Below are 19,576 nucleotides of genomic sequence, written 5' to 3' on the forward strand. Positions count from 1 at the left end.
ATGCGTCGGATGCTGGCCGACAGCACCTTCCTGCGCGTCTATGTGCTGCTGGCCCTGGCGCTGCTGCTGACCTTCGGCCTGGCCCTGCTGGGTTTGGCCCTGGTCGATCAGGTCCGCCGTGAGCACTATCGCGAGCAGTTGGTCGAACCGCCCATGCGCATGCTGACCCGCTGGGTTGAGTCGCTGCCCGAGGCGCAGCGCGAGGCGTGGCTGATGGAGCGTTCCGAACAGCTCGACATGACCCTGCGGGTGGTGCCGGTCGAGACGCGCTACCTGAACTACTTTTCGCGCACGCGCCTGCGGGCGGGGCGCGTGCTGGTGATGCCCCGCGAGGATCGCGGCTGGCGGCTCTGGCACCTGCTGGCCGACCAGCAACGGCTGCTCGAGGTGGACGTGGCGACCATCAGCGAGCAGCAGCTGCGCGGGCTTACCGAGCTCTTCGCCGAGTGGCTCGCCCGGGTACCCGCCGATGAGCGCCAGGCGCAGCTCGAGAGCATGGCCGGCGACGCCGTTCCCCTCGAGCTGCTGGTCACGGCCCCCGAGGGGTTAGATACCCGGCAGCTGGTGCGCATGGCGGAGGGCGAGGTGGTTATCCGCCTGATCCCGGGACGCCTCTCCATGGCGATGTATCGTCTGCTGCCCAGCGACGGTCCCCGGGCGAGCTGGCTGGCCATCGGCCCGGTGAAGGCCTTCGAGCCGCTGCCCCTGCCGCTGCAGCTGACGCTGTTGATGCTGCTGCTCAGCGTGCTGGCGGCGATCATCTACCTGATCGTGCGCGGTGTCGAGGCCCGCATGGCAAGGCTCGAGCTCGCCGCCACCCGCATCGCCGGCGGCCGTCTCGACACCCGGGTCAAGGTCGAGAGCGGCGACTTCCTGGGGCGGCTAGGCATGGCCTTCAACGGCATGGCGGCCCAGGTGCAGTCGCTGCTGCGCGCCCAACAGGACATGATCCGCGCCGTCTCCCACGAGCTGCGCACCCCGGTGGCGCGCATCCGTTTCGCGGTGCAGATGGTCGAGGACATGACCGATGATCCGGCGATCCGCCGCCAGCTCGAGGGTGTCGACGGCGACATCGCCGAGCTCGACGAGCTGATCGACGAGATCCTCACCTACGCCCGGCTGGGCAACGAGACCGCCAACGGCGGCGAGCTCGAGACCTCGCTGGTCGACTGTCGCGCCATGGCGCGGCGCGTCATCGAGGCCTTGAGACCGCTGCATGGAGATATCTGCATCGAGCTGATCGAGGGGCCGGAGGTGGAGATCCAGGCCGAGCCCCGCTACCTGCAGCGCGCCCTGCAGAATCTGGTGGCCAATGCCTGCCGCCATGCCCGCAGCCGGGTGGTGATTCGCTTGCAGGGCGAGCCGCGGCTGGTGCGCGTGGACGTGGAGGACGACGGCCCCGGCATCCCCGCCGCGTCGCGCTCGGAGGTCTTCAAGCCCTTCGCACGCCTCGATGACAGCCGTACCCGGCGTTCCGGCGGCTACGGCCTCGGACTCTCCATCGTGCAGAAGGTCATGGCCTGGCACGGCGGCAGCGTGGTGCTGGATGCCAGCGCCACGCTGGGCGGCGCCCGCTTCACTCTGCTGCTGCCGCGCCGCGCCCCTACGCCGGCCTGATCCCCTCCAGTACCGCGAAGGAGGTTTCACGGGCGGTGCGCAGGAAGTCCTCCATCCAGGGCGCGCCGCGGGTCTCCTCGCGGATCGCCGCGAACAGCGTGCTCCACACCCCCTTCTCGCCCAGCGCCACGGCCTTGACGTAGTCGCGCTCCAGGTACTCGGTCAACGCCCAGTTGGGCAGCGCGCAGACGCCGCGACCGCTGGCGACCAGCTGCATCATCATGATCGTCAGCTCGGCGGTACGGACCTCCTTGGGGCGCACGCCGGCGGGGTCGAGGAACTGGGTGAAGACATCCAGGCGCGAGTGCTCCACCGGGTAGGTGATCAGGGTCTCCTCGCCGAGATCCTCGGGGGTGACGAAGGGCAGGCCCGCCAGCGGGTGCCGGCGCGCCACCGCCAGCAGCCCCTCATAGCGGAACAGCGGCTCGTAGTGCACCCCCGGCAGCGGCTGGGGGTCGGCGGTGATCACTAGGTCGAGCTGCTCGCGGGCCAGCGCCGGCAGCGGGTCGAAGTGGTGGCCGCCGGGGATGTCGATCTCCACCTCCGGCCAGTGATCGCGGAAGTGATCGACGGTGGGCATCAGCCACTGGAAGCAGCTGTGGCACTCGATGGCCATGTGCAGGCGCCCCTGCTCGTTGCCGGCCAGTCGCGCCAGGTCGCGCTCGGCCATGCGTACCTGCGGCAGCACCTGCTCGGCCAGGGTCAGCAGGCGCAGGCCGGCGCGGGTGAACTCCACCGGCCGGGTCTTGCGCAGGAACAGCGGGCTGCCCAGGCGCTCCTCCAGGTCCTTGATCTGGTGGGAGAGGGCCGACTGGGTCAGGTGCACGCGTTCGGCCGCCTCCACCAGTGAGCCGGCATCGCGCAGGGCGACCAGGGTGCGCAGATGGCGAAGTTCGAGCATGGGGGTGAGCCTGATTCATCTTGAAGATTAGAAAGTCTAGTTTGATTCACCTCCCGTGGCCAGCGAGACTTACCAGCATCATTCATGAACAAAGGATGTCATCATGACGATGGCTCATGTGACCGGCTATCCGCGCATCGGCGCGGACCGCGAACTGAAACGTGCCACCGAGGCCTATTGGCAGGGCACCCTGGACCGGCAGGCCCTGGAGGCCACCGGGCGCGAGCTGCGCCTGGTGAACTGGGCGGCCCAGCGCGAGGCCGGCCTCGATCTGGTGACCGTGGGCGACTTCGCCTTCTATGACCAGGTGCTCGACGTCTCGGTGATGGTCGGCGCGGTGCCGGCGCGCTTCGCCGCCGAGGACGAGGTGGCGCGCGGCGAGGTGGATCTCGACACCGCCTTTCGCATGGCGCGGGGGCGCGCCCCCAGCGGCGCGCCTGCCGCGGCCTGCGAGATGACCAAGTACTTCGATACCAACTACCACTACCTGGTGCCGGAGCTGCATCCCGGGCAGCGCTTCCGGTTGGCCAGCGCACGGCTGTTTGATCAGGTGGAGGAGGCCAGGGCCGCCGGCCACGCGGTCAAGGTGGCGCTGACCGGCCCGCTGACCTGGCTGTGGCTTGGCAAGGGGCGTGGCGACGTGCCCGAGGACTTCGATCGCCTCGCGCTGCTCGACGGCCTGCTCGATGTCTATGCCGAGGTCCTCGAGCGGCTGGGCGGGCAGGGCGTCGAGTGGGTGCAGCTCGACGAGTCGGCGCTGGTGCAGGACCTGCCGCTCGCCTGGCGGCAGGCCTATGAGCGCGCCTATCACCGCCTGCAGGCCGCGCCGGTCAAGCTGCTGCTGGCCAGCCCCTTCGGGGGCCTGGGTGACAACCTCTCCCTGGCGGTGGGCCTGCCGGTGGCCGGCCTGCACATCGACGCGGTGCGCGCCCCGGACGAGCTTGAGGCGGTGCTCGACCGTCTGCTGCCCCACAAGGTGCTCTCGGTGGGGGCGATCGACGGGCGCAACGTCTGGCGAGCCGACCTGGCCCTATGGCGCGAGCGCCTGGCCGTGGCGCGCATCCGCCTGGGCGAGCGGTTGTGGATCGCGACCAGCTGTTCGCTGCTGCACGTGCCGGTGGACCTCGAGGCGGAGACCGCCCTCGCGCCCGAGCTCAAGAGCTGGCTGGCCTTCGCCCGGCAGAAGCTGGATGAAGTCGCCACCCTGGCTCGTCTGCTCGACGGCCGTGCCGACGCCGCCGACCGCGACCGCGTGGAGGCCGCCAGCCGCGCCCTGCAGGCGCGCCGCGAGGCCGAGCGGCTGGCCGGCGTCACCGACGACGACGCGCGGCGCCGGCGGCCCTTCGCCGAGCGCACCGTGGCCCAGCAGCGCCATCTCGCCCTGCCGCTGTTCCCCACCACCACCATCGGCTCCTTCCCCCAGACCGGCGAGATCCGTGCCGCGCGGCGTGCCTTCAAGGCCGGCGACCTGTCCCGGGAGGCCTACGAGGCGCAGATGCGCGAGGAGATCGCTCGGGCCGTGGCGCGCCAGGAGGCACTCGGTATCGACATGCCGGTCCACGGCGAGCCGGAGCGCAACGACATGGTCGAGTACTTCGGCGAGCAGCTCGACGGCTTCGCCTTCACCCGCTTCGGCTGGGTGCAGAGCTACGGTACGCGCTGCGTCAAGCCGCCGATCCTCTTCGGCGACGTGGTGCGCCCGGCGGCCATGACGGTGCACTGGAGCGAGTACGCCCAGTCGCTCACCGAGCGGCCGATGAAGGGCATGCTCACCGGGCCCGTCACCGTGCTGCAGTGGTCCTTCGTGCGCGACGACCAGCCCCGCGAGACCACCTGCCGGCAGATCGCCCTGGCGCTGCGCGACGAGGTGCTCGACCTCGAGGCGGCGGGCATCCGCGCCATCCAAATCGACGAGCCCGCGCTGCGCGAGGGGCTGCCGCTGCGTCAGGCCGAGTGGCAGGAGTATCTCGACTGGGCCGTGGAGTGCTTCCGGCTGGCCTCGGCGGGGGTGCGCGACGAGACGCAGATCCACACTCACATGTGCTACGCCGAGTTCAACGACATCATCGCTGCCATCACGGCCCTGGATGCCGACGTCATCACCATCGAGACCTCGCGCTCGGACATGGAGCTGCTCGGCGCCTTCCAGGACTTCGCCTATCCCAACGCCATCGGCCCCGGCGTCTACGACATCCACTCGCCGAACATTCCCGAGGTGGCCTGGATGGTGGCGCTGATGGAGCAGGCCGCCGAGCGCATCCCGGTCGAGCGGCTCTGGGTGAACCCGGACTGCGGCCTCAAGACCCGCGGCTGGGCCGAGGTGGAGCCGGCGCTTGCCAACATGGTGGAGGCGGCGCGGGTACTGCGTCAGCGCCACGGCTGATGCGTCTCTTGCCGGGCGGCGCCAAGCCGTCCGGCGGCTGGTATCCTGCGGTAACGTAAGCGCACGCCACGTAAGCGCACGTCAAGGATTCGTCTGCCAAGGAGCCCTGTCATGTCCCATCATGCCCCCCTTCGTCTTGCCCTGCCGTTGCTGCTGGCCCTGGGGCTGTCCGGCTGCGTTACCTACGTGAGCGCGCCGGCGCCTGAGCCGGCGCCGTCCTCCCCGGAGGCGGCCGACACGGCGCAGGACGACACCTCGGCCAAGGCGCCACTGCTGCCCTCGACGCTGTTTCCTGGCGAGGCCGATGAGCTGACCGCCTGGCGCTGCACCCCGGCACAGGACCTGGTCACCGCCGCCACCGAGGAGGAGCTGCGGCTGTGGTCGGCCCAGGGGGCCGCGCGTCTCGCCCCTGCCGTGGTGGCCAGCGGCGCCCGCTATCAGCAGGGCGACCTGAGCTTCTGGAGCAAGGGGCGGGAGGCGCTGGTCGAGAGCCAGCGCGGCCGGCTCGATTGCCGGGTCGACGTCACCCAAGACGCGCTGACCCGTCAGGAGCACCCCGGGGTGATGTTCCGCGGCCAGGGCAACGAGCCGGGCTGGCACGTGGAGCTCGCCAACGACGTCCCCGAGCTGACCATGACGCTGGACTACGGCCGCCGGGAGGTGACCCTGCCCTACCGGGTGACCACCCTGGACAACGAGGCCGGGCGGGTGATCCTGGCCAGCGGCCAGGCGGCGCGGCCCTTTACCCTGCGCCTCGAGGCGAAGGCCTGTTTCGACACCATGAGCGGCCAGCCCTGGCCGGCTCGGGTGACCCTGGCCCTGAACGACAAGGTCTATCGGGGCTGCGGTCAGGGCATCGCGCCCTGAGGCGGCGCGGGCGTTTCTTTCGTTTTTATTGAAAGAGGGCGGCGGTTATTTGCGCTTTTCGTTGTATTTAGTGCACGTAAAATGGCGTTCGCTATCCGCTGACGTCTCAAGGAGATCGCCATGACCACCCGCGCCCTCATTCTCACCTCGTCGATCCTCGGCGAGAACGGCCAGTCCATCGCCCTGGCCGACCACTTCCGCACCCTGGCCGCCGAGCGCGACGGTCTCGAGATCACCGCCCGTGACCTGGTGGCCGACGACCTGCCGCACCTGACCCAGCCGGAGCTCGCCAGCTGGCAGGTGCCGGCCGCCGAGCGCTCCGACGAGCAGCATGCGCTGGCTTCCCGCTCCGACGCCCTGATCGCCGAGCTCAACGAGCACGACGTCGTGGTGCTGGCGGTGCCGATGTATAACCTGGGCGTGCCCAGCCAGCTCAAGGCGTGGTTCGACCGCGTGCTGCGGGCCGGCGAGACCTTCCGCTACACCGAGAATGGCCCCCAGGGCCTGGTCGAGGGCAAGCGCGCGGTGATCCTGGCGGTCCGCGGCGGCCAGTATGCCGGCACCGCGATGGACAGCCAGACGCCGCATCTCAAGGGCATGCTGGGGCTGATCGGCATCGCCGAGGTGGATGTGGTCTACGCCGAGGGGCTCGCCATGGGTGAGGCCCATCGCGAGGCGGCGCTCGAGGAGGCGAAGCAGGCCATCGAGGGCCTGGTGCAGCGCCTCTGATCGCCGCGACGCTGCGCTGATCGGAAACCGCGAACGGGGTGGCATCGGCCACCCCGTTCGCGTGTCGAGCCTCAGCAGGGGCCGGTGGGCGCGATGAGCCAGCGATGGGAGACGAAGTCGCTGGTGCAGAGCCGCGGTTCCGGGTTCAGCAGGCGTGCGCCGAGCCGCGTCAGCGCCTCGCGGCGGTTGCGCCCGGCAGAGGCGAGCTGTTCGGAGACCGCTACCGGTCGCCAGTTGCTGCCCTCGCGGGTCGCCAGGGTGAAGGCGAAGGGGTGAAAGCCCGGGAAGCCGAGGCGCAGGTCGGTGGCCACCAGGGTGTCGCTGCCGCCGTATTCGCGCACCTCAAAGCGCAGGAAGGGACCGGCGAACCAGTCGAGTCGCCGGCCGCGCCGGCTCTCCAGCGCCTCGGCCTCCAACTCGGCGCCGCGGGCGTAGGTCTCGAGTGCCGGGGCGCTGTCGCCGTCGAACACCCCCACCAGGGCCTCGTGATAGCGCTCGCCGTCGATCACGGTGACCCGCCACAGCAGGATGTTGAAGGGCGTGGGCTGGATCAGTCGTGGGGCCTGCTCGAGGCCCCGCTCGGCCAGCACCGGTTCGATGCGCGCCTCGACCAGTTGCCGGGCGCCGACGGCGAGCACCAGGTAGGCGCAGGCGAGGGCGAGGCCCCAGGTTGCGGGGCGCGCCGCGCGGCCGCTGATCAGCGCCACGGCGATCCCCCCCAGCAGCGGCAGGGTGTAGAGCGGGTCGATGATGAAGACGTGGGGCCAGGCCGCGGGCCGCACGTCCAGCGGCCACCAGAGTTGGGTGCCGTAGGTGGTCAGGGCATCGAGCAGTGGGTGGGTCAGCAGGACGAGCCCGAAGAAGGCCCCCCAGCGGGCCGGCGAGATCTCCCGAGTGCGCGAGAGGCGCGCCGACAGCAGCGCCAGGGCGGTGGCTAGCCCCGCCAGCACAAACAGCGAGTGGGAAAAGCCGCGATGCTGGGTGACGTTGGCCACGGCATCGCCGTAGTAGATGATCACGTCCAGGTCGGGCAGGGTGCCCAGCACCGCGCCGAGCAGCACCGCCTTACGGCCCAGCCGCCGGCCGAGCACCGCGCCGCCGATCGCCGCGCCCAGCGCGGCCTGGGTCATCGAATCCATCGGGAGGCTTTCCTCGCAGCGAGAGTGTCTGGCTATGATGCCACGGCCGATGTCTGGGTTCTCCTACGCTCCCCATAGACAGGATCTATCCAGGTTCATAGCAAGGGGCGCCGGGGATAATCCGTAGGGGAGGTCCGACGCCAGGGATGGCGTCGGTAGCGTACAGGGAGGTATTCACAGCGCCTCCCCGTAGGATTATCGACGGAACAGCCCCCAGCGACCTTGCCATCTGCGATAGCTCTATTCTCAGGCCTGAGCCCAGGGGGGACCCGCGGCCAGGATGCGCGCCTGAACGGGGCAGTCGTCGCGATGCGCGCCGGGCAGGTAGCCGCTGCTCATCAGGAACTCGCCGACGATCTCCGGCCCGGTGAAGCGGAAGGTGCGCTTGAACAGGCGCACCCAGTCGCCATGGTCCAGCGGATGCTGGTGATCCAGCCACGCCTGGAAGCTGCCGTGCTCGGCGCGAAGGACCTGGATCACGCCGGCGTTGTGGATCGCCGCATCGACCTTCAAGCGGTTGCGGATGATCCCGGCGTCGGCCAGCAGCCGGGCCCGGTCGGCCTCGTCGTAGGCCGCGACCCGATCGACGTCGAAGCCCTCGAAGGCCGCCTGGAAGGCCGCACGCTTCTTCAGCACGGTGAGCCAGGAGAGCCCCGCCTGGTTGATCTCCAGCACCAAACGCTCGAAGAGGGTGGCGTCGTCGTCCACGACCGGAAAGCCGTATTCGTGGTCATGGTAGGGGCCGTGGAACGGATGGCCGGGGGCCAGGTCGCAGTAGTGGCTCATGCTGTCGCTCCGGGGTGGCAGAGAAGCCGGGAGATGCCCGACAATCGTCGTTACCTTATCGCGAAGAGTGCCCGTCATGACATCACTGCACCGCCTGACGCTCGCCGGCGCCCTGCTGGCCGCCGCCGCCAGTCCCGCCTGGGCCGAGGCGCCCCTGGTGGAGATGCACAAGGACCCCAACTGCGGCTGCTGCACGGCCTGGGCCGAGCACCTGGAGGAGGCGGGATTCGAGGTGCGACAGCACGAGACCCGCGACATGCGCGGGGTGAAGATCGAGCATGGCGTGACGCCGGGGCTCGCCTCCTGCCACACGGCGGTGGTCGACGGCTACGTGATCGAGGGGCACGTCCCGGCGGCCGACATCCGCCGCCTGCTGGACGAACGCCCCGACCTGGCGGGCCTGGCGGTGCCGGGCATGCCCCATGGCTCCCCCGGCATGGAGACCGGCCGCCACGACGACTACGCGGTGCTGGGCTGGCGTCATGACGATCGCACGCCCTCGGTCTTCGCCGAATATACCCACGACTGAAGCGACAGGAGTCCCCCATGCAGTACCTGCACACCATGGTTCGCGTCAGCGACCTCGACGCTTCGCTGCACTTCTACTGCGACCTGCTGGGCCTCAAGGAGGTGCGCCGCAAGGAGAACGAGAAGGGGCGTTTCACCCTGGTCTTCCTGACCGCGCCCCAGGACGAGGCGCGCTCGGCCGAACTCCAGGCGCCCGAGATCGAGCTGACCTGGAACTGGGACCCAGAGGAGTACACCGGCGGGCGCAACTTCGGCCACCTGGCCTATCGGGTGGAAGACATCTACGCCCTCTGCGAGCACCTCCAGGCAAACGGCGTGACCATCAACCGCCCGCCGCGGGACGGCCACATGGCCTTCGTCAAAAGCCCCGACGGCATCTCGGTGGAGCTGCTGCAGGCCGGCGATGCGCTGCCGCCCAAGGAGCCCTGGGCATCGATGGAGAACACCGGCAGCTGGTAGGTGTCGTGGTGGCCGGACGCGCGACTCAGTCCGGCCGCCAGGCCATGCGCCCGCTGCCCAGGAAGATCAGCGCCAGGGCCGAGAGGAAGAACATGCCCTGTAGTTCCAGCTGCCACCCGCCGTTGTCGTTGAGCATGAACACCTCGCCGGTATGCACCAGCAGGAAGGCCACCAGCATGTTGCCGGCCATCAGCAGCCCGGCAAGGCGGGTCTGCCAGCCGACGATGGCCATGATCGGTGCGAGCACCTCGCCGATCAGCACCCCGTAGGCCAGGAAGGAGGGCAGGCCGTAGCCCTGGAGCATCCCGCCGATCCAGTCGAGGCTGCCCGGGTTGAGCAGCTTGGCCACGCCGTGGAAGAGTATCAGGCCGCCCACGGCGAGGCGCAGGATCAGCTTGCCGAGGGCGTCGTTGTGAAGAGCGTTGAGCATCAGAAGCGTCCTTGTCGATGGCGATAGTCCCAGCATTGTCCGAAAGGCCGGTTTGGGGCAAGCTTGGCCCGGGCCACCGTCCTGCGCCTCAAGGAAGATACCATGATGATCAAAACGTTACGCAATACCGCCCTGCTGGCCGCCGGCGCCCTGATGCTTGTCGCCTGCAGCGGCGGGCCGGCGCCCCGCGTCGTCGACGAGCCCTCGGCCCGCCTCGAGGGGCCGGTGGTCGACCAGCGCTGGAACCTGCTGCTGGTGGGCACCAGCGAGCGCCTCGACATGCCCACGCGCCCCTACTTCGTGATCGACGGCGAGGGACGCGTGAGCGGCAGCGACGGCTGCAACCAGTTGACCGGCCAGGCGACGCTGGGCGATAACCAGCGGATCGCCTTCACCGAGCTTGCCACCACGCGGCGCGCCTGCCCCCGGGCCGAGGATGCCGCCCGGGTGACCGGCATGCTGGAGAACGCCTACCGCTACCTGATCGACCACGACCGGCTGGTGTTCTTCGGTCCCGATCAGCGGGTGCTGGGGGGCTTCCGGCGCGTGGACTGATCGCGTCGCGCAGCAGAAGGGGCCGGGCGCCAAGCGCCCGGCCCCTTTGCCGTCAGGGATCGCCGTGCTCGGTCAGAGTGCTTCGATCTTCTCGCGCTGCTCGACCAGCAGCCGGCGCGCGGCCTCGAAGTCGGCGAGCTTGGCGCGCTCCTTCTCGACCACCGCTTCCGGGGCCTTGGCGACGAAGCTCTCGTTGTCGAGCTTCTTCTCGATGCCGCCGATCAGCTTCTCCTGCTTGTCGATCTCCTTGGCCAGGCGCGCGAGCTCGGCGTCCTTGTCGATCAGGTCGGCCATCGGCACCAGCACCTCCATCTCGCCGACCAGCTGGGTCGCCGAGAGCGGCGCCTGCGCGGGGTCGTCGAGCCACTCGACGCGCTCGAGCTTGGCCAGCTTGGAGAGGAACAGGCGGTTGGCCGCCAGGCGCTCGGCGTCCTCCGGTCCACCCTTGGTGAGCAGCGCCTCCAGCGGCTTGCCCGGGGCGATGTTCATCTCGGCGCGGATGTTGCGCACGGCCACGATCACGCCCTTGAGCCACTCGATGTCGCGGGTCGCTCGCTCATCGACCAGGGACTCATCGGCCAGCGGCCAGGGCTGGTTCATGATGGAGCCGCCGTCCGCCGAGAGGGTGCCGGCCAGCGGCGCGACGCGCTGCCAGATCTCCTCGGAGATGAAGGGCATCATCGGGTGGGCCAGGCGCAGGATCGCCTCGAGCACGCGCACCAGGGTCCGGCGGGTGGCGCGCTTGGCCGCGGCGCTGGCGCCCTCGTCCCACAGCACCGGCTTGGAGAGCTCCAGGTACCAGTCGCAGTACTCGTTCCACACGAAATCGTAGAGCGCCTGGGAGGCGTGGTCGAAGCGGAACTCCTCCATCGCCTGGGTCACCTGGGCCTGGGTCTGCTGCAGGCGGGAGACGATCCAGCGATCGGCCAGCGACAGCTCGACCTCGCTACCCTCGTCGGCGCCGCAGTCCTCGCCCTCGGCGTTCATCAGCACGTAGCGCGAGGCGTTCCACAGCTTGTTGCAGAAGTTGCGGTAGCCGTCCAGGCGGCCCATATCGAACTTGATGTCGCGCCCGGTGGTGGCCTGGGAGAGGAAGGTAAAGCGCAGGGCGTCGGTGCCGTGGGGCTCGATGCCCTTGGGGAACTCGGCGCGGGTCGCCTTGGCGATCGCCTTGGCCTTCTGCGGCTGCATCAGGCTGCTGGTGCGCTTCTCGACCAGGGTCTCGAGCGCGATGCCGTCGATCAGGTCGATGGGGTCGAGCACGTTACCCTTGGACTTGGACATCTTCTGGCCCTGGCCGTCGCGCACCAGGCCGTGCACGTAGACCTGCTGGAAGGGCACTTCACCAGTGAACTTCAGCGTCATCATGATCATCCGGGCGACCCAGAAGAAGATGATGTCGAAGCCGGTGACCAGCACGCTGGTGGGGTGGAAGGTGGCGAGTTCCGGGGTCTGCTCGGGCCAGCCCAGGGTGCCGAAGGTCCAGAGCCCGGAGCTGAACCAGGTGTCGAGCACGTCCTCGTCCTGGGTGAGCGCGAGCTCGGCGGGCAGGCCGTGCTTCTCGCGGGCCTCGGCCTCGCTTCTCGCCACGTAGACGTTGCCCTCATCGTCGTACCAGGCGGGGATGCGGTGGCCCCACCACAGCTGGCGCGAGATGCACCAGTCCTGGAGGTCGCGCATCCAGGCGAAGTACATGTTCTCGTAGTTCTTCGGCACGAACTCGATGTCGCCGTTTTCCACCGCGGCGATGGCCGGCCCCGCCAGCTCCTCCACGGCGACGAACCACTGATCAGTGAGCAGCGGCTCGATGACGTCGCCACTGCGATCGCCGTAGGGCAGGGTGTTGCTGACGATCTCCACCTGCTCGAGCAGGCCAGCGGCCTCCATGTCGGCGACGATGCGCTCGCGGGCCTCGAAGCGGCCGAGGCCCGCGTAGGCGGCGGGCAGGCTGGGGTCGACGTCGAGAAGCGGCCGACCCTGGAGGTCGAATGCCTCGGCGTGCTCGCGCACGGCGGCGTCCTGGGTGAAGACGTTGATCAGCGGCAGGCCGCAGCGCTTGCCGACCTCGTAGTCGTTGAAGTCGTGGGCCGGAGTGATCTTCACGCAGCCCGAGCCCTTCTCCATGTCGGCGTGCTCGTCGGCCACTACCGGAATGCGACGCCCGACCAGCGGCAGTTCGACGAATTTGCCGACCAGCGAGGCGTAGCGCGCATCCTCCGGGTTGACCGCCACGGCGCTGTCGCCGAGCAGGGTCTCGGGGCGGGTGGTGGCGACCACCAGGTGGTCCTGGCCGTCATCGGTGGTGACGCCGTCGGCCAGCGGATAGCGGAAGTGCCAGAAACTGCCCTGCTGGTCGCGGTTCTCCACCTCGAGGTCGGAGATGGCGGTGTGCAGGGTCGGGTCCCAGTTGACCAGCCGCTTGCCGCGGTAGATCAGCTCCTCTTCGTGCAGGCGCACGAAGACTTCCTGCACGGCGCGGTAGAAGCCGTCGTCCATGGTGAAGCGCTCGCGGCTCCAGTCGACGCTGGCCCCCATGCGGCGCAACTGGCGGGTGATCTCGCCGCCGGACTCCTGCTTCCACTCCCAGATCTTGTCGGTGAAGGCCTCGCGCCCGAGATCGTGGCGGTTCTTGCCCTCTTCCGCGGCGACCTTGCGCTCCACCAGCATCTGGGTGGCGATGCCGGCGTGGTCGGTGCCGACCTGCCACAAGGTGTTGCGCCCCTGCATCCGCCGCCAGCGGGTCAGGGTGTCCATGATGGTGTCCTGGAAGGCGTGGCCCATGTGCAGGCTGCCGGTGACGTTGGGCGGCGGGATCATGATGGAGAAGGGCTCGCCCTCGCCCGAGGGGGCGAAGCGGTTGTCGGCCTCCCAGCGCTCGTACCAGCGGGTTTCGATCTGCTCGGGTTGGTAGGTCTTGTCCATGGGGGCTTCCGGGTGTTCAGAGTGGCGTCGAGGCACGGCAGGCCGCGTCATGGCGGCGCCGCAGGGCGCGAAAAATGGGCTCGATTATAGCGTGCCGAGCGTGCCGGCGTCATGGGCGAGGCGATCAGCCCTGGCCGCGCAGGTGGTGCGGGGTGACCGGGTAGCCGCGCTTCTTGTAGGTCTGCCAGCACTCGCGCTTGGCGGTGAGCACGTCCTGGTGCTGGTTGATGATCTCGGCGACCCGCTCGAAGCGCGAGAACCATTCGGGGATGCCCGGGTGCAGGTTGAGCAGCGCCTGGGCGCCCGGCTCCGGCGGGCCCTCCCAGCCGATGGTCACCGGCACCGTCGGCTCCTGGTCGCTGCCCAGCAGGGCGTGGGGCAGGTAGGCGTCGGGGCGGAAGGTCCAGAGCCGCTCGTCGAGCTCGCGGGCCATCGCCTCGTCCTCGGCGTGCAGGTGCAGCCGATAGCCCTTGCGGTAGATCGTCTCGGCCAACCGGCAGGCGAAGTCGAGGCGGGCCTCTAGAGTGGTATCGGGCAGGATGTAGAAGTCGATGCGGGTCATGGGATCTCGAAGTGGCCCGAGCGAAGAGGCCCGAGCCGGTCAGGTCGTGTCGTCGCCCTGCCCCCGGCCGGCCCCGCCATCATCGGGGCCGGAAAGGGCTCAGGCGAGTCGGGTCAGCCAGCCGCGGGTGTCTTCGCTGCGACCGTACTGCAGGTCGAGCAGGCGGGTGCGCAGGCGCTTGGCCACCTCGTTGTCCCCCTCGGCGGCGAGCCGGATGCTGCCCTCCTCGGTGACCAGCTCGCCCACCGGGGTGATCACCGCGGCGGTGCCGCAGGCGAAGACCTCGGTGATCTCGCCGGAGGCGGCGCCCTCGCGCCACTCGTCGATGCTGATCGGGCGCTCCTCCGGAGTCAGCCCCTCGTCGCCGGCCAGGGTCAGCACCGAGTCGCGGGTCACGCCCTCGAGGATGGTGTCGGTCAGGCGCGGGGTGACGATGCGGCCGTCCTTGAACACGAAGAACAGGTTCATGCCGCCGAGTTCCTCGATCCACTTGTTCTCGGCGGCGTCGAGGAAGGCGACCTGGCTGCAGTCGTGGGCCGCGGCCTCCTTCTGGGCGGCCAGCGAGGCGGCGTAGTTGCCGCCGCACTTGGCGAAGCCGGTGCCGCCCGCGGCGGCGCGCTTGTAGTGCGAGGAGAGCCAGATCGAGACCGGCTTCACGCCGCCCTGGAAGTAGGCCGCCGCCGGCGAGGCGATGACGTAGTAGTCGACCTCGTGGGAGGGGCGCACGCCGAGGAAGGTCTCGCTGGCGATCATGAAGGGGCGCAGGTAGAGGCTCGACTCATCGGCCTCGCTGGCCGGGGTGGGCACCCACCCCTGGTCCTGGGCCAGCAGCGCCTTCAGTGAGTCGACGAAGTCCTCGTCGGAGAGCTCCGGTAGCGCCAGGCGACGCGCGCTACGGCGGAAGCGCTCGGCATTCTTCTCGGGGCGGAAGGTCCACACCGAGCCGTCGGCGTGGCGGTAGGCCTTGACCCCCTCGAAGATCTCCTGGCCGTAGTGCAGCACGGCGGCGGCGGGATCCAGGGTTAGCGGGCCGTAGGGGCGCACCTCGTGGGCGTGCCAGCCGGCGTCGAGGGTCCAGCGCACATGGGCCATATGATCGGTGAAGTAGCGACCGAAGCCGGGGTTGGCAAGGATGTCGTCACGGATCTGCGGCGCGGTCGGCTGGGCGGTCGGCAGCACGGTAAAGCGTTCGATGGACACGGCAAGGGGTCTCCGCTTCTGGCGGGGCGCCATCGGGCGCCCTCGTCACGAAAAAGGGAACCGGGCCGGCGAGGGCCCGGTACATGAGAATCGACATCCCACATGAAAAGGTCAGCGTGGGGAAAAGGCAACCCCGCCGGCGGCGATCAGTCGTCGGCGAGCTCGACCTCGCTGTCGGCCTCGCGGTCCAGCAGGTACTGGGTCAGCAGGCCCACCGGGCGTCCGCTGGCGCCCTTCTGCTTGCCCGAGGTCCAGGCGGTACCGGCGATGTCCAGGTGCGCCCAGGGGAACTTGTCGGCGAAGCGCGAGAGGAAGCAGGCGGCGGTGATGGTGCCGGCCGGACGGCCGCCGATGTTCGCCAGGTCGGCGAAGTTGGAGGAGAGCTGCTCCTGATACTCGTCCCACAGCGGCAGGTGCCAGGCGCGGTCCCAGGCAGTCTCGCCGGCGTCCAGGATATCCAGCGCCAGGTCATCGTCGTTGGAGAGCAGGCCGGTGGCGTGATGGCCAAGGGCGATGATCGCCGCCCCGGTCAGAGTGGCGATATCGACGACGCTGGCCGGCTCGAAGCGTTCGGCGTAGGTCAGGGCGTCGCACAGCACCAGGCGGCCTTCGGCGTCGGTGTTGAGCACCTCCACGGAGAGGCCTTTGAGGGTCTGGATGATGTCGCCGGGCTTGGTGGCACGGCCGTCGGGCATGTTCTCGGCGGCGGCCACGATGGCCACCAGGTTGATCCTAGGCTTGAGGGCGAGCACCGAGGTGACGGTGCCGAACACACTGGCGGCGCCGCACATGTCGAACTTCATCTCGTCCATGGCCTCGCCGGGCTTGAGCGAGATGCCACCGGTATCGAAGGTGATGCCCTTGCCGACCAGCACGTGGGGGGCCTCGTCGGCCTCGTCGGCGCCCTGGTAGCGCATGACGATTAGGCGCGAGGGCTCGGCGCTGCCGCGGCCCACGGAGAGCAGGCTGTGGGCGCCGAGCTCCTCCAGCGCCGCCTCGTCGAGGATCTCGGCGGTCAGCGCGCCGCCGGACTCGGCGGCCAGCTGCTCGGCGCGTTCGGCCAGGTAGCTCGGCGTGCAGACGTTGCCGGGCAGGTTGCCCAGGGTGCGGGTGGTGGCCACACCGCGACCGATGGCGTCGCCGATGCGCGCTCCCTGGCGGGCGTCGTCGGCGACGCCCTGCTCGCTGATCAGCAGGGTGACCTTCTCCAGGCGCGGGGCGGGGGCCTTCTCGGTTTTGAAATCGTCGAAGCGGTAGAGGGCGCGATGCGCGGCCTCGGCCACCATGCGGGCCTTCCAGTCGCAGCCGCGGTCGGCGACCGGCACGTCGGTGAAGGCCACCGCGACGTCCTCGGCGGGCAGCGGCGCGATCGCGGTGAAGGCGGCGTCCACGGCCTTGCGGAAGGCGCCTTCCTGGCACTTGCCGCGCTCGCCCAGTCCCACCAGCATCAGTCGGTCCGTGTTGAGTCCCGGGGCGAAGGGCACCATCAGGACGTTGCCCAGCGTGGCCTCGAAATCGCCGCGCTCGATCAGCTGGCCGATCAGCCGCTCGCTGGCGTTGTCGAGCTTGGCGGCGGCGGGCAGCAGCTCACCGTCCTTGAATACCGGGACCACGAGACAGGCCGTCTCGACCTTGGCGGGATTGGCCGTCTGAACGGGGAATTCCATGGAGTCTCCACAAGACAAGCTTTGGGGTTACAAGCGAAGGGGGATTCTGGATAATGCCGGCACGTTGCCGAGTCATCCCAGTGTACCCAAGGCAAGGCGTCATTGCATGGAAGATGGCCGGGCACCAGGGGGTGTCCAGCCGGGAGACAACGTTGATCATATTTCGTTACCTGACCCGCGAAATCCTGCTGACCATGTCCGCCGTGGCCGGCGTCTTGTTGCTGGTGATCATGGGCAGCCGTTTCATCCGCTACTTCTCCAACGCGGCGGAAGGAGAGATCCCGGTGAGCATCCTCGGCACCCTGATGCTCTTCCACCTGCCGGGCTTTCTCGAGTTGATCCTGCCGCTGGCCTTCTTCCTGGGGATCCTGCTGGCCTATGGGCAGCTCTATCTCAACAGCGAGATCACCGTGCTGGTGGCCTGTGGCACCAGTCCCCATCGCCTGCTGCAGGTCAGCCTGGTGCCGGCGACCCTGGTGGCGCTGCTGGTCGGACTCTGCAGCCTGTGGCTGACCCCGGCCGGCGCCCTGCACAACGAGGTGCTCCTCGAGGAGCAGCGCAGCCAGCTCGACTTCACGGCGCTGGCGCCGGGACGCTTCCAGGACTTCGGTGGCGGGCGCACGGCCTATACCGAGGGGTTCAACGACGACGGCACGCGGATGCAGGAGGTCTTCATCAGCGAGCGCCAGTCGCGCGGCGACACGACCCCGGAAAGCGTGGTGACCCGGGCGCGGAGCGGCTACCAGACCGTCGATGAGGAGACCGGCAGCCGCTTCCTGGTGCTGGAAGAGGGCGAGCGCTACAGCGTCGACCCCGGCCGCGCCCAGGCCGAGCGCCTCGAGTTCGGCACCTACGCCGTGCGCCTTTCCGGGGCCGCCCAGAGTCCCGAACTCGACGCCCCCGAGTACGCCACTACCGCCGCGCTGTTCAGCGCCGAGGCCCTGCCGGCCCTGGCCCAGCTGCAGTGGCGCCTCGGTCTGCCGCTGATGGTCTTCATCCTGACCCTGCTGGCCATGCCGCTCTCGCGGGTCAACCCGCGCCAGGGGCGCTTCGCCAAGTTGCTGCCGGCGATCTTTCTCTACGTGGCCTACCTCAGCCTGCTGCTGGCGGCGCTGGACGCCATCGGCCGCGGCAGCTGGCCGGTGGCGATCGGGATGTGGCCGATCCACGGCGGCTTTCTGGCCATCGGCCTGGCCATGATGGCCAGGGCCCAGCACAAGGGAATGAGTGGATGATCACCGACCGTCTCGATCGCTATATCGCCCGCAACGTGCTGGGCGCCATCCTCGTCGTGCAGGTCGTACTGCTGGGGCTGGACCTGGTGATCACCTACATCAACGACCTCGGCGACGTCGAGGGTGACTATGGCGCCCTGCAGGTGCTGCTCTACCTGCTGATGCGCCTGCCCTGGCGCTTCTATCAATACGCGCCGGTGGGGGTGCTGATCGGTGCGCTGATCGGCCTGGGCAGCATGGCCTCGAGCAATGAGCTGACGGTGATGCGCGCCGCCGGTCGCTCCCTGGTGCGCATCCTCTGGGGGGTGATGAAGCCGATCATCCTGGTGATCCTGGTGGTGCTGACCATCGCCGAGTTCGTCAGCCCCCGCACCGAGCAGTTCGCCAGCGCCTGGCGCCTCGAGCAGATGCAGGGCGAAGGCGCGCTGCTCACCGAGCGGGGCGGCTGGCAGCGTGAGGGGGACGACGTCTACCGCTTCGGCGCCATCCGCGCCGATGACACCGTGCTCGACCTGACCCGCTATCGTTTCGAGGGCCGCACGCTCACCGAGGCGCTGAGCGCCCGCCAGGCGGTCTGGCAGGGCGATCACTGGCAGCTCAGGCAGGTCGCCGTGACCCGCTTCGATGGGGGGCGCACCGAGGCACGGCACCACGACACCCTGCCCTGGGAGACCGCCATGACCCCCGCGCAGCTCGACCGGCTGCTGCGCGACGTCGAGACCCAGGCGCCCAGCGAGCTGTGGAACTATGCCCGCTACCTGCGCGAGCAGGGGCAGCAGGCGACCCAGCCGCTGCTCTATTTCTGGCAGAAGATGCTGATGCCGCTGACCATGGCCTCGCTGGTGCTGGTGGCGGCCTCCTTCGTGTTCGGCCCCCTGCGGACCGTGGCGGCCGGCACCCGGGTCTTCTACGGCGTGGTCACCGGCCTCACTTTCAAGTACCTCCAGGACCTGCTGGGGCCGGCATCGACGGTGTTCGGCTTCTCGCCGGCCTGGGCGGTGCTGGCGCCGACCCTGCTGTGTGCTGGGCTGGGCCTGTACCTATTGCGCCGTACCGGCTGAGACGAGGACCCCATGCAGCGACGTTTCGAACGACTCGACGAAGTCTGGCCCGCCGGCCTTGGCCGGCGGCTGGGCGCCATGCTCTACGACGGCCTGCTGGTGCTGGCGATCTGGATCGTCATCGCCGCGCTGCACCTGGCGGTGGTGCGGCTGGTGCTCGGGGTGCCGGCCGAGCAGGTCGGCGTGGGGCCCGCCCAGGTGCTCTCGCTGCGCCTGCTGATGGCACTGGGCGCCTTCGTGTTCTTCGCCTTCTTCTGGACGAAGGGCGGCATGACGCTGGGCATGCAGGCCTGGCGGCTGCGGGTGCAGACCCTCGATGGCTGCTCGATCACCGCCTTCCAGGCGCTGCAGCGCTTCCTGGTGGCCGGCATTTCGCTGGCCGCCTTCGGGCTCGGCTACCTGTGGATCCTCTTCGATGCCGAGCGGCGCAGCTGGCCGGACATCGTCTCCGGCACCCGGGTGGTGGTGCTGCCCAAGCGCCGCTGAGTCGCGGCAGTGCCGGGAGAGAAAACTGGATATTGATCAGATTTTCACC

Annotated in this window: 18 protein-coding genes; 10 read left to right on the forward strand and 8 right to left on the reverse strand. The window is 69.3% G+C overall.

Translation table 11 applies throughout. The features are described 5' to 3' along the window. On the forward strand, window positions 1-1,617 hold the full coding sequence (locus FEI13_RS11765; RefSeq protein WP_138181716.1) for an ATP-binding protein: 1,617 nt from the start codon (window positions 1-3) through the stop codon (window positions 1,615-1,617). Here the strand turns inward: FEI13_RS11765 and FEI13_RS11770 are convergent. After that, window positions 1,604-2,518: a LysR family transcriptional regulator gene (locus tag FEI13_RS11770; RefSeq protein ID WP_138181717.1), complete on the reverse strand. Its 915-nt coding sequence runs from the start codon at window positions 2,516-2,518 to the stop codon at window positions 1,604-1,606. The genes FEI13_RS11765 and FEI13_RS11770 overlap by 14 nt on opposite strands. A 103-nt stretch (window positions 2,519-2,621) precedes the next feature. Here FEI13_RS11770 and metE point away from each other — a divergent pair, with 103 nt between their 5' ends. The 3 genes from metE to FEI13_RS11785 all read left to right on the forward strand — a co-directional run bounded on the left by metE (window position 2,622) and on the right by FEI13_RS11785 (window position 6,497). Beyond that, entirely contained in the window at window positions 2,622-4,901 is a 2,280-nt protein-coding gene (gene metE / locus FEI13_RS11775) for a 5-methyltetrahydropteroyltriglutamate--homocysteine S-methyltransferase (RefSeq protein ID WP_138181718.1), read from the forward strand. A gap of 111 nt (window positions 4,902-5,012) precedes the next feature. Beyond that, the gene (locus FEI13_RS11780; protein WP_138181719.1) at window positions 5,013-5,768 is read left to right on the forward strand and encodes a COG3650 family protein; all 756 of its coding nucleotides are present in this window, start codon (window positions 5,013-5,015) and stop codon (window positions 5,766-5,768) included. Window positions 5,769-5,888: 120 nt separating this feature from the next. Next, on the forward strand, window positions 5,889-6,497 hold the full coding sequence (locus FEI13_RS11785) for an FMN-dependent NADH-azoreductase (protein ID WP_138181720.1): 609 nt from the start codon (window positions 5,889-5,891) through the stop codon (window positions 6,495-6,497). A gap of 71 nt (window positions 6,498-6,568) precedes the next feature. Here FEI13_RS11785 and FEI13_RS11790 read toward each other — a convergent pair whose 3' ends face one another. Together FEI13_RS11790 and FEI13_RS11795 are read right to left on the reverse strand one after the other, a co-directional pair. Beyond that, window positions 6,569-7,636 carry a metal-dependent hydrolase gene (locus tag FEI13_RS11790; RefSeq protein ID WP_138181721.1) on the reverse strand — a complete coding sequence of 356 codons (1,068 nt, stop codon included), beginning with the start codon at window positions 7,634-7,636 and terminating at the stop codon, window positions 6,569-6,571. 246 nt (window positions 7,637-7,882) lie between these two features. Next, the gene (locus FEI13_RS11795) at window positions 7,883-8,422 is read right to left on the reverse strand and encodes a DNA-3-methyladenine glycosylase I (RefSeq protein ID WP_138181722.1); all 540 of its coding nucleotides are present in this window, start codon (window positions 8,420-8,422) and stop codon (window positions 7,883-7,885) included. A 76-nt stretch (window positions 8,423-8,498) separates the two neighbouring features. Between FEI13_RS11795 and FEI13_RS11800 the strand changes: the two genes are divergently transcribed. Together FEI13_RS11800 and FEI13_RS11805 are read left to right on the forward strand one after the other, a co-directional pair. Then, window positions 8,499-8,951, forward strand: a complete 453-nt coding sequence (locus FEI13_RS11800) for a DUF411 domain-containing protein (protein ID WP_138181723.1) — start codon at window positions 8,499-8,501, stop codon at window positions 8,949-8,951. A 17-nt stretch (window positions 8,952-8,968) separates the two neighbouring features. Then, window positions 8,969-9,409: a VOC family protein gene (locus FEI13_RS11805; RefSeq protein WP_138181724.1), complete on the forward strand. Its 441-nt coding sequence runs from the start codon at window positions 8,969-8,971 to the stop codon at window positions 9,407-9,409. 25 nt (window positions 9,410-9,434) lie between these two features. Here FEI13_RS11805 and FEI13_RS11810 read toward each other — a convergent pair whose 3' ends face one another. Next, window positions 9,435-9,839 (reverse strand): DoxX family protein, encoded by a 405-nt coding sequence (locus tag FEI13_RS11810; protein ID WP_138181725.1) that lies wholly within the window; start codon window positions 9,837-9,839, stop codon window positions 9,435-9,437. A gap of 105 nt (window positions 9,840-9,944) precedes the next feature. Here FEI13_RS11810 and FEI13_RS11815 point away from each other — a divergent pair, with 105 nt between their 5' ends. Beyond that, a complete protein-coding gene (locus tag FEI13_RS11815; RefSeq protein ID WP_138181782.1) occupies window positions 9,945-10,394 on the forward strand; it encodes an META domain-containing protein in 450 nt (149 codons plus the stop codon). Between the two features lie 72 nt (window positions 10,395-10,466). On the opposite strand, the gene FEI13_RS11820 is transcribed toward FEI13_RS11815, so the two are convergent. From FEI13_RS11820 to FEI13_RS11835, 4 genes are all read right to left on the reverse strand, one after another. Next, on the reverse strand, window positions 10,467-13,316 hold the full coding sequence (locus FEI13_RS11820; protein WP_138181726.1) for a valine--tRNA ligase: 2,850 nt from the start codon (window positions 13,314-13,316) through the stop codon (window positions 10,467-10,469). 124 nt (window positions 13,317-13,440) lie between these two features. Beyond that, window positions 13,441-13,878: a DNA polymerase III subunit chi gene (locus FEI13_RS11825; RefSeq protein ID WP_138181727.1), complete on the reverse strand. Its 438-nt coding sequence runs from the start codon at window positions 13,876-13,878 to the stop codon at window positions 13,441-13,443. 99 nt (window positions 13,879-13,977) lie between these two features. Continuing rightward, complete coding sequence (locus FEI13_RS11830; protein ID WP_420841593.1) at window positions 13,978-15,078, reverse strand: branched-chain amino acid aminotransferase; 1,101 nt, start codon at window positions 15,076-15,078, stop codon at window positions 13,978-13,980. 146 nt (window positions 15,079-15,224) lie between these two features. After that, window positions 15,225-16,745, reverse strand: a complete 1,521-nt coding sequence (locus tag FEI13_RS11835; protein ID WP_138181729.1) for a leucyl aminopeptidase — start codon at window positions 16,743-16,745, stop codon at window positions 15,225-15,227. A 152-nt stretch (window positions 16,746-16,897) separates the two neighbouring features. Here FEI13_RS11835 and lptF point away from each other — a divergent pair, with 152 nt between their 5' ends. Genes lptF through FEI13_RS11850 form a run of 3 tightly spaced genes read left to right on the forward strand, consistent with a single transcriptional unit; the run spans window position 16,898 to window position 19,527 of the window. Next, complete coding sequence (gene lptF / locus FEI13_RS11840) at window positions 16,898-17,980, forward strand: LPS export ABC transporter permease LptF (RefSeq protein WP_193555735.1); 1,083 nt, start codon at window positions 16,898-16,900, stop codon at window positions 17,978-17,980. Beyond that, a complete protein-coding gene (gene lptG, locus FEI13_RS11845; RefSeq protein WP_138181731.1) occupies window positions 17,977-19,041 on the forward strand; it encodes an LPS export ABC transporter permease LptG in 1,065 nt (354 codons plus the stop codon). The genes lptF and lptG overlap by 4 nt, the downstream gene beginning before the upstream one ends. Before the next feature lie 12 nt (window positions 19,042-19,053). After that, the gene (locus FEI13_RS11850) at window positions 19,054-19,527 is read left to right on the forward strand and encodes an RDD family protein (protein WP_138181732.1); all 474 of its coding nucleotides are present in this window, start codon (window positions 19,054-19,056) and stop codon (window positions 19,525-19,527) included. Window positions 19,528-19,576: the final 49 nt, after the last annotated feature.

Source organism: Halomonas urmiana (assembly GCF_005780185.1).
GTDB lineage: Bacteria > Pseudomonadota > Gammaproteobacteria > Pseudomonadales > Halomonadaceae > Halomonas > Halomonas urmiana.

Bases quoted from the DNA above. Each gene is read 5' to 3' on its own strand.
- FEI13_RS11785 (WP_138181720.1), top strand. From the start codon at position 5,889: ATGACCACCCGCGCCCTCATTCTCACCTCGTCGATCCTCGGCGAGAAC.
- FEI13_RS11825 (WP_138181727.1), bottom strand. From the start codon at position 13,878: ATGACCCGCATCGACTTCTACATCCTGCCCGATACCACTCTAGAGGCC.
- FEI13_RS11790 (WP_138181721.1), bottom strand. From the start codon at position 7,636: ATGGATTCGATGACCCAGGCCGCGCTGGGCGCGGCGATCGGCGGCGCG.
- FEI13_RS11800 (WP_138181723.1), top strand. From the start codon at position 8,499: ATGACATCACTGCACCGCCTGACGCTCGCCGGCGCCCTGCTGGCCGCC.
- FEI13_RS11770 (WP_138181717.1), bottom strand. From the start codon at position 2,518: ATGCTCGAACTTCGCCATCTGCGCACCCTGGTCGCCCTGCGCGATGCC.
- FEI13_RS11795 (WP_138181722.1), bottom strand. From the start codon at position 8,422: ATGAGCCACTACTGCGACCTGGCCCCCGGCCATCCGTTCCACGGCCCC.
- FEI13_RS11765 (WP_138181716.1), top strand. From the start codon at position 1: ATGCGTCGGATGCTGGCCGACAGCACCTTCCTGCGCGTCTATGTGCTG.
- FEI13_RS11815 (WP_138181782.1), top strand. From the start codon at position 9,945: ATGATCAAAACGTTACGCAATACCGCCCTGCTGGCCGCCGGCGCCCTG.
- FEI13_RS11780 (WP_138181719.1), top strand. From the start codon at position 5,013: ATGTCCCATCATGCCCCCCTTCGTCTTGCCCTGCCGTTGCTGCTGGCC.
- FEI13_RS11805 (WP_138181724.1), top strand. From the start codon at position 8,969: ATGCAGTACCTGCACACCATGGTTCGCGTCAGCGACCTCGACGCTTCG.
- FEI13_RS11850 (WP_138181732.1), top strand. From the start codon at position 19,054: ATGCAGCGACGTTTCGAACGACTCGACGAAGTCTGGCCCGCCGGCCTT.
- metE (WP_138181718.1), top strand. From the start codon at position 2,622: ATGACGATGGCTCATGTGACCGGCTATCCGCGCATCGGCGCGGACCGC.
- lptG (WP_138181731.1), top strand. From the start codon at position 17,977: ATGATCACCGACCGTCTCGATCGCTATATCGCCCGCAACGTGCTGGGC.
- FEI13_RS11820 (WP_138181726.1), bottom strand. From the start codon at position 13,316: ATGGACAAGACCTACCAACCCGAGCAGATCGAAACCCGCTGGTACGAG.
- FEI13_RS11810 (WP_138181725.1), bottom strand. From the start codon at position 9,839: ATGCTCAACGCTCTTCACAACGACGCCCTCGGCAAGCTGATCCTGCGC.
- FEI13_RS11835 (WP_138181729.1), bottom strand. From the start codon at position 16,745: ATGGAATTCCCCGTTCAGACGGCCAATCCCGCCAAGGTCGAGACGGCC.